Genomic DNA, 15,193 nt, shown 5'->3' with positions numbered 1-15,193 from the left:
GCATTGTGCTGCCGCGCCGGCTCAGCTGCTCAGCACATCCTCCATGCCGGGAGCGAGAACATCGGACAGTTCCGTCCACGGCACGGTGATCGTGACGAGGCCGATGCCGTAGGCCCCCACCTGGTAGTCCCCGAAGTGAATGTTCATCCCCTCCGGAGATGCCGTCCAGTTCGCGAAGTTGGCCACCGTCGCTCGATGCCCGAGCGCTCGAAGCTCTCGCCCGCGCGTGTGGTCGGCAGAATCTCCGCTGCTCGTTCGGACAGCCGCGACAGGCCCGAATCCAGGTCGGTGAAGGCATCGCCGAGAGAGATCGGCTGCGCGGTGTCGGCATCGATCGTCACAGTCGCAATCAGCGAATTGCCGTGCGCTCCGGGCGGCACGGCGATCCAATCCGTGATCTGTTCCGCGCTGATCACTCGCCGCCCGACGTAGGTCGCACCTGTCGAGTAGCCGTCACTGAGGGCGAAGTCGTATCCGTAGTCGCGGTCGATCTGATCTTGGAGCGCAGCACGCATCGACTCGTTGAACTCTGCCGTCACCGCGGGATTTCCACCACTGAGCTGCGGAATTGCGACGTTGAAGGTGGCATGCTCCGTGGATCCGGTGATCCGAGTGCTGCCTACGACGTACGGCTCGGCGGCACTCGAGGTGGTGGTAGGCGTTGTGGTGGTCGGCTCGGCGCTCTCGGTGGTGACCGTGACTTCGGTGGTCGTCGGTGCCGACGCGGGCGTGGCGGTCCCCGAGGTGGAGCAGCCCGCTAGGGCCGCTGCTACGGCAAGTGCGACCGTCATCGAGCGAATTCGAGCCATTACCCACACTAACCACAACGCGACCGCTCACTCAACCACCGAACAGCCGGCAACTGCGCTGTTACCGTCGAACGTCCAGGCTTCCGGCCGTCCACGAATCGGAGGAGAATTCGATGAGAACGAGAAGCATCATCACCAATCTGCGCGTACCGAACGTGGACGCGGCCAAGTCGTTCTACTCCGAGTTTCTCGGGCTGCGTTCGGAGGAGTTCGACATGGGCTGGGTTGCGCGGCTGACGTCACCCGACCGGCCGGTCAGCGTTCAGCTGGTCACCCGCGACGAGAGCGCACCGGAGGATTCTGTGATGTCGGTGCTCACCGACGATGTCGACGGTGCGTACGCCGAAGCGCAAAAGTTGGGCTACGAGATCGTCTACCCGTTGACCACCGAGCCGTGGGGTGTGCGCCGCTTCTTCGTGCGGGCTCCCGACGGCAACGTGGTCAACATCGCGTATCACCGGGACTGAATACTGCGAATCCCCGAAGCACGAAAAAGCCCGACCCCCTCGAAAGGGAGTCGGGCTTTTTCAGTGCAACAAGGGACTCAGAAGTCCATGCCGCCCATGCCACCGGTCGGATCGCCAGCGGGCGCTCCGGCCTTCTCGGGCTTGTCGGCGACGACGGCCTCGGTGGTGAGGAACAGAGCCGCGATGGACGCTGCGTTCTGCAGTGCCGAGCGGGTGACCTTGACCGGGTCGTTGATGCCTGCAGCGAGCAGGTCCTCGTACTCGTTGGTCGCGGCGTTGAGGCCGTGACCGGCGGGCAGGTTGGAGACCTTGTCCGCAACGACGCCGGGCTCGAGGCCTGCGTTGAATGCGATCTGCTTGAGCGGAGCGGACAGCGCGACGCGAACGATGTTCACGCCGGTTGCCTCGTCACCGTCGAGCTTGAGGTTGTCGAGTGCGGGCGCTGCCTGGAGCAGTGCCACGCCGCCACCGGCGACGATGCCTTCTTCGACGGCTGCCTTGGCGTTACGCACGGCATCTTCGATGCGGTGCTTGCGCTCCTTGAGCTCGACCTCGGTTGCCGCTCCGGCCTTGATGACTGCAACGCCACCGGCCAGCTTGGCCAGGCGCTCCTGCAGCTTCTCGCGGTCGTAGTCGGAATCGGAGTTCTCGATCTCGGCGCGGATCTGGTTGACGCGACCGGCGATGGCGTCGGAATCTCCCGAGCCCTCGACGATGGTGGTCTCGTCCTTGGTGATGACGACCTTGCGTGCCTGACCGAGCAGCTCGAGTCCGGCGGTCTCCAGGGAGAGGCCGACCTCTTCGCTGATGACCTCGCCACCGGTGAGGATGGCGATGTCGGCGAGCTGCGCCTTGCGACGGTCACCGAATCCGGGAGCCTTGACGGCGACGGACTTGAAGGTGCCACGGATCTTGTTCACCACGAGGGTGGAGAGAGCTTCGCCCTCGACGTCCTCGGCGATGATGACGAGCGGCTTGCCGGACTGGATGACCTTCTCCAGCAGCGGCAGCAGGTCCTTGACGGTGCTGATCTTGGAGCTGACGAGCAGGATGTACGCGTCTTCGAGGACGGCTTCCTGGCGCTCTGCATCGGTGGCGAAGTACGCCGAGATGTAGCCCTTGTCGAAGCGCATGCCCTCGGTGAGCTCGAGCTGCAGGCCGAAGGTGTTGGACTCCTCGACCGTGATGACGCCTTCCTTGCCGACCTTGTCCATTGCCTCGGCGATGAGCTCGCCGATGGACGGGTCGCCTGCGGAGATACCGGCGGTAGCAGCGATCTGCTCCTTGGTGTCGATCTCCTTGGCGGACGCGAGCAGCGACTCGGTGACGGCTGCAACAGCCTTCTCGATGCCGCGCTTGAGGCCGAGCGGGTTCGCGCCGGCTGCGACGTTGCGCAGGCCTTCACGGACGAGTGCCTGAGCGAGAACGGTAGCGGTGGTGGTGCCGTCGCCTGCGACGTCGTCGGTCTTCTTGGCGACCTCCTTGACGAGCTCGGCACCGATCTTCTCGTAGGGATCTTCGAGCTCGATCTCCTTGGCGATGGAAACACCATCGTTGGTGATCGTGGGAGCTCCCCACTTCTTCTCGAGTACGACGTTGCGACCCTTGGGGCCCAACGTCACCTTTACTGCGTCGGCGAGGGCATTGAGGCCTCGCTCGAGGCCACGGCGTGCCTCTTCGTCGAACGCGATGATCTTGGCCATTGCGAAGTGATCCTCCGGATTGGGGGTGACACATTGCTGGCCGAGCTCGGTGCCCGCGACGGACGACCAGGGGTGTCGTTGATTCCCCGGCCTCACCGTGTCCCGACCTGGCACTCACGTGTCGAGAGTGCCAACTGCATTTCTAGCACTCGACCATGGCGAGTGCAAGGTCGTCCGCCGCGGGCAAACCACCGACACCCCCATGCCCGACGCCACCGCGCGGCGAAAGTCGCGAGCAGATGATCACCTTCGCGAGGGTTCTTCACGCACTCTTCACATCCGGAGCCATTGTTGACATTCGGCATCTTCCTCGCCTACGCCCTGTGCGGCATCTTCGTGTTCTTCATCCTGCGCGCCCTCGGCGAGCTGGTCCTGCACCGCCCGTCCCCGGGCAGCTTCGTCTCCTACGAGCGCGAGTTCTTCGGCGAGAAGGCAGCCTTCGTCGCGGGCTGGATGTACTTCCTCAACTGGGCGATGACGGCCATCGTCGACGTCACGGCCATCGCGACGTACATGCACTACTGGGGCAGCTTCGAGGTGATCCCGCAGTGGGTCATCGCATTGATCGCCCTCGTCATCGTCATGTCCATCAACCTCGTCTCGGTCCGCTGGTTCGGTGAGATGGAGTTCTGGGCGGCGATGATCAAGGTCGTCGCGCTGGTGACCTTCCTGATCGTGGGCATCGTGTTCCTCGCCGGCCGCATTCCGGTGGGCACACAGGTGCCGGGCATCAGCCTGATCACCGACAACGGCGGACTCTTCCCGTCCGGGGCATGGCCACTGGTGATCGTGATCTCGGGCGTCGTGTTCGCTTATACCGCAGTGAAACTGGTGGGTACGGCCGCGGGTGAGACCGAGAACCCGGGGAAGATCATGCCGCGCGCGATCAACTCGGTCATCGCGCGTATCGCACTGTTCTACGTCGGCTCGCTGGTGTTGCTGGCCGTGCTGATGCCGCATCATCCCCGCTCTGATCGGTGGCTGGTTCCTGGTGCGCACCAAGGTGCTCGCCGTCGCCGAGGAACGCCTCGGCGACACCGGCCAGTACCCGGTGGTCGCCAACCGTCCGACCGACCCGGAGGATGTAGCCCTCTCGCGTGACGGGTCTCCTGCACCGGAGGCCCGTCACGCAGCGGCCGCCGCGTTGTTGACCGACTGCACCACCGCTCGCGGATCCGCCACCGTCAGGACGAGGCGCTGGTATTCCTGCTGTTCGAGCTCGATGACGATCGTGTCGGCGCTGCCGGTGACGTTGTAGAACGTCCTCACGCCGTCACGATGAAAGGTGCCCGCGGTCTTTCCGGGCAGCCCGAGACCGGGCGCGCGAATTCCCTTGGGCTCCTTACTCGCTCCCGGGTCGTGGGTGGCACCGCGCACGTGCACGAGAGGGATTTCGAGACGGCGGGTGAACGACCACAGCTTGTCCAGTCCCCTCGGTTCGACGATCAGGGTGGCGTCGACGATGGTCACGGAGTTCATGCGTGTTCTCCTTCGATAGCAAGGTTCGGATCGATGAGTGCCCGCACCAGCAGACGTTCACCGAGCACGTGGGCAATGTTCTCGACGCCACTGTCGAGCAGTGTGGCGGAGCAGATTTCGCGGACGTGGTCGTCGAACGGTGCAAGTTCGAGCAATGCCACCAGCAGTAGATCCACATCCCACTCGGTCCTGGTCAACGCAGCGAGAAACAATCCTCGCTTGCTGCCGAACGCCTGGTAGAGACTGCCGCGATGCAGTCCTGTGGCGCGCAGCAGATCATCCAGGGAGGTTCCTTCGTAGCCGCCCGATCGAAACTGTTCGGCGGCCGACGCGACGACGACGACCTCGTCGAAGCTTCTCGTTCGTCCCATGCATCGAGCATCGCAGATTGATGACCGATCAGTCAAGAACGATCGGTCAAGAAGATTTCAGCCAACGCGATCGCGTGAACGGCGATCGTCGCGGCGGCGGTTCCGGAACTCCGGCTTTCACTGCTACCGCCACCGCGTCGCTGAGCTCGGCGCAGGTTCGGAAGCGATCCGATGGATCCTTCGCCAACGCCCTCGCGACCACCGCGTCGAGCCCCCCGCGGCAACGCGCGTCGACGACGCGTCACCGACGGCGGCTCGGCCGTGAGATGTGCGGCGGTGATGGCCAACGGCGTGGCCAGCGGATACGGCGGCCGGCCGGTGGCCAGTTCGACGAGAGTCGCCCCCAGACCGTAGACGTCGGTCTGCGCACTCAGCACTCCCCCGCGAAGCAGTTCCGGTGCCGCGTACGGGATGGATGCCAGCACCGTCCCACCCGCAGCGAGCGGAGTCGAATCCCCCAGTAGGCGAGCAATTCCCCAGTCGGACAACAACACCTGCTCGTAGCCGTCGATTCGCTCGGTGGAGATGAGAATGTTCGCCGGCTTGACGTCCCGATGCACGACGCCCTGCGAGTGGGCGTGGTCGAGTCCCTTGGCCACCTCGGCGACGATGCGCGCCACCCGGGACACGTCGAGTGCGATCTGTCCGCGGGCGACCAGCCGCGCGGCGGTGTAGTCGTCCACGTAGTGCATCGACATCCACAGCTGGTGCTCGAACTCCCCGTGCTCGTGCACCGACACGATGTTCGGGTGCACCAGTTGTGCGGCGACGGCCGCTTCCATCCGAAACTTGTTGCGCAACCTCGGCGATCGCGACGCGTCCCGGTCCAGGATCTCGAGAGCCTCGAGCCGGTCGTGGCCGCGCCCGAGAACCAGATACACCTCGCTCATACCGCCCACTCCGAGGCGACGCTGGACCCGAAAGCCCGCGAACTCCGAACCCGGCTGCAATCGACCTGTCACGAAATTGCCTGTCGCACAGGATCACTCGCGACGCAGAAGTCGACGGGCGACACGACCGGACACGTCCGCAGCATCGGCAGAACTGTAGTCCGTTCGACTGTTCGGGGCGACTCGAAAGAAGGCGCATGCGCGCCTGTTCACCAGTTCGGCGGCCCTCGCGAGTTTCGCCACCAGCGCCGATGTCGTTTATGGTGATAGCCGGTACTTGACCGAAACAAGAGAAGAAGAACGGCAAACCGATTGCGGTCAGCCGATTACGGTGACTCGAGTTGTAAGGAAGTCAAGTAAGTGAATGCAATAAAAGAAGCTTGGGGAGGCCTGCTCAAGCCGGTCTTCGTTCCGGCCTCGGTGGTGATCATCGGGATGATCGCCTTTTCGGTCATCTACGCGTCGACCGCTGCCGATGCCTTCGACACGCTCAACGGCATCATCGCCGACGGCGTCGGCTGGTGGTACATCCTCGCTGCCACCGGCTTCGTACTGTTCGCGCTGTACTGCGGCCTCAGCCGCGTCGGCAACATCCGCCTCGGTCGTGACGACGAGAAGCCCGAGTTCGGCGTTCTGTCCTGGTTCGCCATGCTGTTCAGCGCCGGCATGGGCATCGGCCTGGTGTTCTACGGCGTCGCCGAGCCGCTCTCGCACTACGTGACTCCGCCGGAGGCAGGCGGAATTCCCGGGTCCACCGACGCGGCTGCACGTCAAGCGATGGAACTGACGCTGTTCCACTGGGGTCTGCACGCGTGGGCCATCTACGTCGTCGTCGGCCTCGGCATGGCCTACATGACCTACCGCAAGGGTCGCCCACTGACCGTCCGCTGGCTGCTCGAACCTCTGCTCGGCCGCAAGCGCATCGAGGGCGGCATCGGGCACACCATCGACGCCGTCGCGATCGTCGGCACCCTGTTCGGTGTCGCGACCTCGCTCGGATTCGGCGTCCAGCAGATCTCCGCGGGCCTCGAGTACCTGGGCTGGGTGGAGACCAGCAACTGGTTCGTGGTGCTCCTGATCGCGATCATCACCGGCATCGCCACGTTCTCGGTGGTGACCGGAGTGTCCAAGGGTCTCAAGTGGCTCTCGAACATCAACATGGCCATGGCCGGGGCGCTGGCTTTGTTCGTCCTGATTCTGGGACCGACTCTGTTCCTGATGCAGTCCTGGGTACAGAACCTCGGCGGCTACGTGCAGGCCCTGCCCGAGTTGGCGCTGCGCACGTCACCGTTCGCGGACGACGGCTGGGCTGCCGGTTGGACGATCTTCTACTGGGCTGGTGGATGAGCTGGGCACCCTTCGTGGGCATGTTCATCGCTCGCATCTCCCGCGGCCGCACCATCCGCGAGTTCGTCTTCGGCGTGCTGCTGGCACCGACCATCGTCGGCTCGTTGTGGTTCACCATCTTCGGTGACACCGGCATCCTGCGCCAGCGCAACGACGGGGACCTGCTGGACGCCGAGGGCGCGGTGAACAACAACACCAGCCTCTTCCAGATGCTCGACGGCCTGCCGCTGGCCACGATCACCAGCGTCATCGCCATCGCAGTCATCGTGTTCTTCTTCGTCACGTCCTCGGACTCCGGGTCACTGGTGGTCGACATCCTCTCCACCGGTGGAGAACTGGAAACACCGAAGATCACTCGGGTCTACTGGGCAGTCCTCGAAGGGACGGCCGCAGCCGTACTGCTCCTGGTCGGTGGAACGAGTTCCCTGACTGCGTTGCAGACGATGTCGATAGCCACGGCGGTTCCGTTCTCGGTGGTCTTGGTGCTCGCATGTGTGTCTATGCTCAAGGCGTTCCGCTACGACGTCGCCACCACGCCGCGGTACGTCCGTGTCACCGCTACCCCTGAGACCGAGACCGGGACGGTGCCGGCCGGCAAGGGCGGGGAATCCGAGGCGAAGCGCAAGCGATCGTCCGGAATCTCCTCGACGTTCTCCGGACTGGCCCCCTCACGCGAGGGGCTGTCCACACCTCGCGGCGGCGGCACGGTCGTGCTGGCCGTGCACGAGGTGTCCAACGAGCAACTCGAGGTCCATCCCGAGACGGGGGCCGTCGAGTACTCCAGCGACAACGCTCCGGTCGACCCACTCGGCGGCGAAGTCTTCGACACCCAGGAGTTCGCCGACTCGGCCGAGGGACAGAAGGACAGCAACCCCAGCTGATCGTTATCGACCGACTCTGACCCTCGCGAGCCTCTCGCGGGGGTCAGAGGTTTTTCGAAGCCCAGTCGGTGAGAGCCTCCAACGACGGCAGCAGCGCCTCGCCGGAGGACGTCAGGCTGTACCCCACGGAGATGGGTGGCCCGTCGTCGACGGTGCGCGCCACCAGACCTGCTTTGGCGAGTTCGCCGAGTCGCTCGGACAACACCGAATCACTGATACCACCGACGGCACGGCGAAGGTCCGAGAATCCCATCGGCCCGTTCATCAGCGTCGCAAGAAGAATTCCGTTCCACCTCTTGCCGAGGAAGCCGAAGGCTTTCGTCAGCGCTCCGTCGCAGGCACGCGGATCATCGATCTCTCCATTCGTTGCCATGGCTCCACCCTACCGAGGGTGCTACAGTCCGACTTGCTGCTTCTGAATTACTAGTGCCCTCAGAAATGAAAGCAGGACTCATGTTCATCGCAACCGTCATCGTCTCGGTAATGCTCGCCGTGGCACTCACGTTCTCCGCCATCGGGAAGCTGACGAAGAACCCCTCCGTCATCCCGATGCTCGAGCAGGTCGGCGTTCCCGCCGACAAGATTCCCTGGCTCGCCTACGCGGAACTACTCGGAGCCGTCGGCCTGCTGGTGGGATTGGCCGTCTGGCCCATCGGCGTCGCTGCCGCCGTTGGCGTAATCCTCTACTTCGCCGGAGCCGTTGCCGCACACCTGCGCGCCAAGGACAAGGACTTCGCACCCGCCGCCGGACTGGCCGTGTTCGCCGTCGTCGTGCTGGTCCTACGGGTGCTCAGCGCCTGACCAGTCGTAGTCCATCTGGCTCGCGGTGGCGAGAGCGTGATCCGCTCCCGCCCACCGCGCCACCAGATGCAACGCCAGATCGAGACCGGCACTGATACCGGCCGACGTGGCCAGGTCTCCGTGGTCGATGTATCGAACGCCCTCGTGCACGACGAGCGCAGGCCATCGATCGCCCAGTAGCTCCAGATCTTCCCAGTGCGTGGTGACCGGCCGCTCGTCGAGCAGTCCCGCCGCCGCCAGCACGAAAGCACCCGTGCACACCGACGCCACCAACTCGGCGTCGGAGCGAAGGCCCTTCAACCACTGCAGAACCCGACCGTCGGCCGAGACCGCATCGACGACACCGCCCGGCACCACGACGACGTCGTATCCCCGCGGATCGTCGATCGTGGTATCGACGCCGATCCTCATTCCGCCCCGAGCAACAACCGCCCTGTCTTCGATCCCGACGAGCGTCACCTCGAAAGGCACTGCGCTGCCGGTACGTTCGGCCACCCGGTTGGCGACCGAGAACACCTCGAACGGACCGCACGCGTCGAGCACCTCGACATCGTCGAACATCAGAATTGCAACGCTTCTACTCATATCCTGGCCTTCAGCTACTCGTGGTCGACACGATGACGGGCACCATTACCGCGGCCATCACCGCAGCGTTCACATCCGAGACGGCCTTGCGCACCGCCGCGCCTGCCCACTCTCCCTCGGCGATCTGCTTCGCGCGGTGCTTGAGCTGCTTCTTGTCCGCGTCCACGATCACCTTGTGCGTCAGGTCCACCGCCGAAATCAACGAGATCAACGCAGCCGTGTGGGGCGACGGCGTCGTACCGTCGACGAGCGCGCTGCGTAAGGAATCTCGCAACACCTTCTCGTGCGAGGTCTCACGCGCAGGCCAGGTCGTCGTCGGGAACAGCCCCCACACCTTGTCCTTCTTCTCCGTGACGAAGCCCTGAGCCACCAGCCGCGCAACCAGCTCCTTCGACAGATTCTTCTGCGACTTCTCGATCACCTTCTGTGGCTTCATCGGCCGCGACGCCGACGCGACGAGATCGAAGACTCGACGCAGCACAGGTTCCGCAGGCAGTTCTCCTGCGACGACCACATGATCCTTCTTGATCTGCTCACCTGGGCCGGTGATGCGCAACGACCCGCTCAATGCGAGTTCGACCACGAGCGCACCGGCCAGCACGCGCGGCAACTTCGTGCTGTCGGCCAGCGGCTTGCCCGAGTCGTCGTCGAGCAACAACAACAGGAGGTCCTCCGCGATCAAGGTCATGACGCGAGGCTACCCAGGATGTACGGGTAGTTGTGAGCCACCAGTTGCTCGAGAATCGCTATGTCCACATCGGCAAGTTTGTTCACGTACAGGCAACCTGCTCCTCGCTTGTGCTTACCCAGCTGTTCGAGCAAAGAGTCCGATTCCGGGGCGTAAGTAGCCCCGTACACCGACAGATTCGCCTTGCGCGGGGAGAACCCGACGACGAAATACTCGCCCCGACGGCCACTGCCCGTCGTGTACCGGTAGGCACCGAAGCCCACCATCGTCGGCCCCCACATCACTGCCGGCTGCCCGGTCACGCGACCCATCATCTCGGCGAGCACAAGCCCGTCCGCACGCCGAACCGGATGCTGCACGGCGGCCAGGAAATCCTCGGCCGGTACGTCGGTGGGTCGCGTCAGGTTCTCGTTCAATTGATCAGGGCCTGCCAGTTCGACGGCACCCGCTCGCGCGGACCGGGAACCGTCTGATCGAGTGGATGATGTTGCGGTGGAGCCAATTCCGGACCGTCGTACATCTGCTCGTCGGCATAGTTGTAGAACCATTCCTCGCCGGGCTCGTAGCTGCGCACGAACTGGTGCCGGGTGGACTCGGCGTGTTTGCTGGCGTGCTGCGACGGCGAGGAGTCACAACACCCGATGTGACCGCACTGCGCGCACCGACGCAGGTGCACCCACCAGCTGCGTACGTGTGCATTCCACACATCCCGGGCCCGACGGCGGGACCGTGGGGTCGATGCCTTCGATGGTCATGATTCCTCCTCTGTCGCCGGGTCGACGGGCAGTCGCACGATGAATCGCGTGTCTCCGGGTTCGGACATCACTCGCAGATCACCCTGGTGCTTGTTCACCACGATGCGCCACGAGATATCCAGGCCGAGACCGGTGCCTTCGCCGACCGGCTTGGTGGTGAAGAACGGCTCGAAGATGCGCGACCGAATCTCCTGCGGCACACCGGGTCCGGTATCGCAGATCTCGATCTGAACCTGATCCTCGTCCAATGATGTCCGCACCGTCAACACCCCCTTCTCCTCGGGGGTCGCCGCCATCGCCTGCACAGCATTGTCGATCAGGTTCGTCCACACCTGGTTGAGTTCGGCGGCGTAGGCCGGGATGGGCGGCACCGCGGGGTCGTAATCCTTCACCACACAGATGTCGTCACCGATCTTGCGGCCCAACATGATCAGGGTGCTGTCGAGCAGCTCGCGCACATCCACCGTTCGATACGGCGCACGATCCATCTGCGAATACTGTTTCGCGGCACCGACGAGCGTGGAGACGCGAGTGGTCGAATCCGCTATCTCGTTCATCAACAACTCGGTTTCGACGGTGTAGTTGAGCCACCGGATCGCACCCTCGAGCATCGTCGGATCGTCGACTGTGGCGGATACCTTGTCGAGCCACGGCACATCGAGACCGGCCGAGACGAACGTCGGAGCCAGATCCCAACCGTCACCGATGCCCTTGTCCTCGAACCACTCTCCGAGTTCGTCCTCACGGTCCGACGCTTCCATCGCGGTCAGCTTCGGAGCCTTGGCCACCAGCTCCACAGCCTCGTTCTGCAATCCGACCAGATGCGCCATGCTGCCGCGATCGAGAGTGCCGCCGGCGATCATCGCCAACTTCTGCCGCATGTGCGCCACCCGATTCCGCAGCGCCGACGTCGCCCGCACCGCAGCCGCCGCCGGATTGTTCAGCTCGTGCGTCAACCCGGCCGACAGAGAACCCAACGCCAACAGCCGTTCTCGCTGCTCCACTATCTGCTTGGTGTTCTGATTGCCGAAGAACAGACCCTCGAGCAGGTGCAGCGCCATCGGGAACCACTCCCGCACGATGGACGCGAAGCACTCGGCGTCGAGCACGAAGAACCGGGAGCGCTCGGTCACCCGCATCGAACCCTGGTACGTCTGCGGCACCCGATCACCCAGGTACGCCTGCCACGCACCCGCGTACACCCCGCGCTGCGAGGTCCGGTTGACCACCAGGTCCTCCCCGCCCGAGAGCTTCGAGAGCACCACGCTCCGTCCATCAGCACGTAGAAGCACGTCGCCGGATCACCCTCCGCATACACCGGACCCGGTTCGATCGTTTCGATACGTCCGTCCCGACACAGCTCCGCCAGCTGCGAGTCGGTGAGATGCTCGAACAGAAACAGCGTCCGCAACTCCTCCGGATCACACACGAGCCCACTCTGGTCACTCCGCAGGCTCCGCTCCTGCGTATTCTGGTCACTCCGCAGGCTCCGCTCCTGCGCGCTCACGGGTTCGCCAGATATCTGTGCACCAACATCACGGCCATTGCTCCCTCTCCCACTGCCGACGCGACGCGTTTGGCCGAGTCGGATCGCACGTCACCGGCTGCGAACACGCCGGGCACGCTCGTCTCGAGGTGATGCGGGAGGCGGGCGGGCGTCCACCCGGCAGGCCCACGCCCATCGACGACGAGATCCGGCCCGGTGACCACGAATCCATGGTCGTCCCGCACGAGCACCCCGTCGAGCCACTCGGTGCGCGGCGCCGCACCTATGAACAGGAACAGATACTGCGCGTCGACCGTCGTCGTCTCGTCGGTTGCTCTGTTGCGCAGCATGATCGACTCGAGGTGGCCATCGCCCGACACTCCCACGACCTCGGTGCACGGCCGGACGCTGATCTTTGGATTCTCTTCGATCTGTTTGATGAGGTAGTACGACATCGATGCCTCGAGGGAAGAGGCCCTGATCAGAATGGTCACCGACTTGGCCCCGCGCGAGAGATACACCGCCGCCTGACCCGCCGAATTCGCGCCGCCCACGATGTACACGTCCTGCTCGGCGCACCGCGCCGCCTCGGTCATCGCCGATCCGTAGAACACGCCTCGGCCGGTGAAGTCGTCGACCCCGGGTGCATCCAGCCGGCGATAGGCGACACCGGTGGACAGGATGATCGTCTGCGCACTGATGCTGCGGCCGTCCGCGAACCGCACGGTTCGCGCGGCACCGTTGGTTTCCAGGCCCACGACGTCCTGGGTGGTGACCACCTCGGCCCCGAACTTCAACGCCTGCCGACGTGCCCGGTCGGCGAGCTGCGCACCCGAGACACCGTCGGGAAAGCCCAGGTAGTTCTCGATTCGCGAACTCTGACCGGCCTGGCCGCCGGTTGCGGTCCTCTCGATCAGGGTGGTCCGCAGGCCCTCCGACGCACCGTAGAGCGCAGCTCCGAGCCCCGCCGGTCCGCCGCCGATGACGACCAGGTCGTAGAACTCCTCCGACGGCGACACGGTCAAACCGAGCCGATTGCCCAGCTCGGCATCCGACGGTTCGATCAACGCATCGCCCTCGGTGGTGATGACCACCGGCAAGCGGCCACCGTCCACGCCTGCGGCGGCCAGCAGCCGCGCGCCCTCGGACTCGTCGGACATGTACCAGCGATACGGCAGCTGATTACGAGCGAGGAACTCGCGGATCTCCGACGAGCGCGCAGACCAACGATGGCCGATGATCTTGGTGTCCTCGACTGCTCGGTGGTCGTACGCACACCAGGCCTCGAGCTGGGCGTCGAGCACGGGGTAGAGCTTCTCCTCGGGCGGATCCCACGGCTTGAGCAGGTAGTAGTCGAGATCGATGACGTTGATCGCGTCGATCGCAGCGTCGGTGTCCGCGTACGCGGTCAGAAGAATGCGACGGGCCGTCGGAAAGATGTCCATGGCCTGCTCGAGAAATTCCATGCCGCTCATCTGCGGCATGCGGTAGTCGGCCAGCAGAACGGCGACCGGGTTGCCGCGCAGCGCGAGTTCCTTCAGGGCGTCGAGCGCCCCGGCACCGGACTCCGCGCGCACGATGCGGTACTGCTCCCCGTAGCGACGACGCAGATCGCGGGCAACCGATCTCGATACTCCGGGATCGTCGTCGACGCTGAGAATGACCGGTTTCATGACCCTCCAGGACTGGTGCTCGTCAACCTCATGAGCATGCCACCGCGTCGCCCCGAATGGGAGGCAAGCAGACCTGGCACCAGCAGGGTCAGATTCGGCCGCGTCGAATCAGATCGATTTCCTGCGGGGTGAGCAGCCGCTCGAGCTTCTCGGCCGGCCAGGTACGCGGGCTGCCACTCATCCTGGCGGTCTTCAACAGGGGCAGATCACTGCTGGTACGACGCATTATCGACTGTAATTTCACGGTGGATCACTCCGAACAATTTCTTCGTTGGTCCCGACACTCCGCTTGCTACATCGATCAGTGTCCGCCCGGTGTTAACGCCGCGGTGGGATCTCGTGCGGCGTTTCGCAGCTCGAGACAGTTTCCTCCGCCCCCGGTCGGGGTAAACAACTGCCCAAATCTACTGATCGGGGAACGATAGTGAACACGTCGGGTAAGTCGGTGGCCGATTCGGTACAGGACAACAGCGCATTCGAGAAGGCGGCGCGTGCCGGCCACTTCGTCAGCGGAGTGCTGCACATCCTCATCGGATACATCGCGGTTCGGTTGGCGTTCGGCCAGGCAGGCAACGCCGACCAGTCCGGTGCACTCGCCGAATTGGCCGAGAAGCCCGGCGGAAAGATCGCGCTCTGGGTAGCAGTGGTCGCTTTCGTGGCGCTGGCGCTGTGGCGCATCGTCGAAGCGATCGTCGGCAAGAAGTCCGACGCCGACGCCGGTAGTGCGATGGACCGTCTCAAAGCGGCAGCACTGGCCGTCGTCTACATTGCGTTCGCCTTCTCGACCTACGGCTTCGCTACCGGCTCGGGCAAGTCCAGCGGACAGCAGAACGCCGGCTGGTCCGCGCGACTGATGGAATCGGGCGGCGGCAAGCTTGTGCTCATCGCCGTCGCGCTGGTCGTCATCGGAGTCGGCGGATACCACGTCTACAAGGGTGTCTCGAAGAACTTCCTCGACGATCTCGAAGGGCACCAGAGCGGGGCCGTCGTCAAACTCGGCATCGCCGGATACGCCGCCAAGGGCACCGCCCTCGTCGGAGCCGGAGTCCTCGTCGTGGTGGCAGTTCTGCAATCCGATCCGTCGAAGGCCACCGGCATCGACGGCGCGCTCAAGACCCTCGGCTCGCAGCCCTACGGACAGGTTCTGCTCATCCTCGCCGGAGTGGGCATCGCGCTCTACGGGCTGTATGCCTTCGTCTTGGCTCGCTTCGCTCGCATGTGAGCGAAAGTTCGACCCCTGCGGGCCGTTGCGTTTTGG

Annotated in this window: 15 protein-coding genes and 4 pseudogenes; 5 read left to right on the top strand and 14 right to left on the bottom strand. The window is 64.4% G+C overall.

All coding sequences use genetic code 11. The annotated features are described in order from the left end of the window. Positions 1-21 precede the first annotated feature (21 nt). Both RHBS_RS30135 and RHBS_RS03465 read right to left on the bottom strand, forming a co-directional pair. On the bottom strand, positions 22-147 hold the full coding sequence (locus RHBS_RS30135) for an RsiV family protein (RefSeq protein ID WP_237668978.1): 126 nt from the start codon (positions 145-147) through the stop codon (positions 22-24). After that, positions 144-791 carry a DUF3298 domain-containing protein gene (locus RHBS_RS03465; RefSeq protein ID WP_237668977.1) on the bottom strand — a complete coding sequence of 216 codons (648 nt, stop codon included), beginning with the start codon at positions 789-791 and terminating at the stop codon, positions 144-146. The genes RHBS_RS30135 and RHBS_RS03465 overlap by 4 nt, the downstream gene beginning before the upstream one ends. Positions 792-922: 131 nt before the next feature. On the opposite strand from RHBS_RS03465, the gene RHBS_RS03460 reads away from it, so the two are divergent. After that, complete coding sequence (locus RHBS_RS03460) at positions 923-1,276, top strand: VOC family protein (protein ID WP_121872266.1); 354 nt, start codon at positions 923-925, stop codon at positions 1,274-1,276. A 77-nt stretch (positions 1,277-1,353) separates the two neighbouring features. On the opposite strand, the gene groL is transcribed toward RHBS_RS03460, so the two are convergent. Further along, positions 1,354-2,979: a chaperonin GroEL gene (groL, locus tag RHBS_RS03455; RefSeq protein ID WP_008713461.1), complete on the bottom strand. Its 1,626-nt coding sequence runs from the start codon at positions 2,977-2,979 to the stop codon at positions 1,354-1,356. Positions 2,980-3,246: 267 nt separating this feature from the next. On the opposite strand from groL, the pseudogene RHBS_RS03450 reads away from it, so the two are divergent. Next, a pseudogene (locus RHBS_RS03450) lies at positions 3,247-3,939 on the top strand (amino acid permease); the annotation flags it as partial. A gap of 165 nt (positions 3,940-4,104) precedes the next feature. Here RHBS_RS03450 and RHBS_RS03445 read toward each other — a convergent pair. Genes RHBS_RS03445 through RHBS_RS03435 form a run of 3 tightly spaced genes read right to left on the bottom strand, consistent with a single transcriptional unit; the run spans position 4,105 to position 5,791 of the window. After that, positions 4,105-4,458, bottom strand: coding sequence for a hypothetical protein (locus tag RHBS_RS03445; RefSeq protein WP_121872265.1), 354 nt, complete (start codon positions 4,456-4,458; stop codon positions 4,105-4,107). Continuing rightward, entirely contained in the window at positions 4,455-4,829 is a 375-nt protein-coding gene (locus tag RHBS_RS03440; protein ID WP_121872264.1) for a TetR/AcrR family transcriptional regulator, read from the bottom strand. Before RHBS_RS03440 ends, RHBS_RS03445 begins: the two co-directional genes overlap by 4 nt. A 32-nt stretch (positions 4,830-4,861) precedes the next feature. Next, positions 4,862-5,791 carry a serine/threonine-protein kinase gene (locus RHBS_RS03435; RefSeq protein WP_237668976.1) on the bottom strand — a complete coding sequence of 310 codons (930 nt, stop codon included), beginning with the start codon at positions 5,789-5,791 and terminating at the stop codon, positions 4,862-4,864. 288 nt (positions 5,792-6,079) lie between these two features. On the opposite strand from RHBS_RS03435, the pseudogene RHBS_RS03430 reads away from it, so the two are divergent. After that, positions 6,080-7,947, top strand: a pseudogene (locus RHBS_RS03430) (BCCT family transporter). Positions 7,948-7,990: 43 nt separating this feature from the next. Here the strand turns inward: RHBS_RS03430 and RHBS_RS03425 are convergent. After that, positions 7,991-8,320 (bottom strand): helix-turn-helix domain-containing protein, encoded by a 330-nt coding sequence (locus RHBS_RS03425; protein WP_121872263.1) that lies wholly within the window; start codon positions 8,318-8,320, stop codon positions 7,991-7,993. Positions 8,321-8,400: 80 nt separating this feature from the next. On the opposite strand from RHBS_RS03425, the gene RHBS_RS03420 reads away from it, so the two are divergent. Continuing rightward, positions 8,401-8,748, top strand: coding sequence for a DoxX family protein (locus RHBS_RS03420; RefSeq protein ID WP_128644820.1), 348 nt, complete (start codon positions 8,401-8,403; stop codon positions 8,746-8,748). Here RHBS_RS03420 and RHBS_RS03415 read toward each other — a convergent pair. The 7 genes and pseudogenes from RHBS_RS03415 to RHBS_RS28700 form a co-directional block, all read right to left on the bottom strand. After that, entirely contained in the window at positions 8,728-9,333 is a 606-nt protein-coding gene (locus tag RHBS_RS03415; RefSeq protein WP_128644819.1) for a DJ-1/PfpI family protein, read from the bottom strand. The genes RHBS_RS03420 and RHBS_RS03415 overlap by 21 nt on opposite strands. A 10-nt stretch (positions 9,334-9,343) precedes the next feature. Next, positions 9,344-10,021, bottom strand: a complete 678-nt coding sequence (locus RHBS_RS03410; RefSeq protein WP_128644818.1) for a GPP34 family phosphoprotein — start codon at positions 10,019-10,021, stop codon at positions 9,344-9,346. Then, on the bottom strand, positions 10,018-10,437 hold the full coding sequence (locus RHBS_RS03405; RefSeq protein ID WP_187298350.1) for a DUF1801 domain-containing protein: 420 nt from the start codon (positions 10,435-10,437) through the stop codon (positions 10,018-10,020). The genes RHBS_RS03410 and RHBS_RS03405 overlap by 4 nt, the downstream gene beginning before the upstream one ends. Continuing rightward, a pseudogene (locus RHBS_RS03400) lies at positions 10,434-10,776 on the bottom strand (UBP-type zinc finger domain-containing protein). Before RHBS_RS03400 ends, RHBS_RS03405 begins: the two are co-directional and overlap by 4 nt. Next, positions 10,773-12,229 (bottom strand): annotated as a pseudogene (locus RHBS_RS31385) (ATP-binding protein). The pseudogenes RHBS_RS03400 and RHBS_RS31385 overlap by 4 nt, the downstream one beginning before the upstream one ends. A 50-nt stretch (positions 12,230-12,279) precedes the next feature. After that, positions 12,280-13,935 (bottom strand): FAD-dependent oxidoreductase, encoded by a 1,656-nt coding sequence (locus tag RHBS_RS03390; RefSeq protein WP_128644817.1) that lies wholly within the window; start codon positions 13,933-13,935, stop codon positions 12,280-12,282. Positions 13,936-14,023: 88 nt separating this feature from the next. Continuing rightward, positions 14,024-14,179 (bottom strand): hypothetical protein, encoded by a 156-nt coding sequence (locus RHBS_RS28700; RefSeq protein WP_187298352.1) that lies wholly within the window; start codon positions 14,177-14,179, stop codon positions 14,024-14,026. A gap of 201 nt (positions 14,180-14,380) precedes the next feature. Between RHBS_RS28700 and RHBS_RS03385 the strand changes: the two genes are divergently transcribed. After that, the gene (locus tag RHBS_RS03385; RefSeq protein ID WP_237668975.1) at positions 14,381-15,157 is read left to right on the top strand and encodes a DUF1206 domain-containing protein; all 777 of its coding nucleotides are present in this window, start codon (positions 14,381-14,383) and stop codon (positions 15,155-15,157) included. Positions 15,158-15,193: the final 36 nt, after the last annotated feature.

Origin of the sequence: Rhodococcus sp. BS-15 (assembly GCF_000813105.1) — a bacterium.
In the GTDB taxonomy this organism is placed as follows: Bacteria; Actinomycetota; Actinomycetes; order Mycobacteriales; family Mycobacteriaceae; genus Rhodococcoides.
The sequence above is the reverse complement of the archived record's forward strand: the minus strand, read 5'-3'. Positions and strand labels throughout refer to the sequence as shown.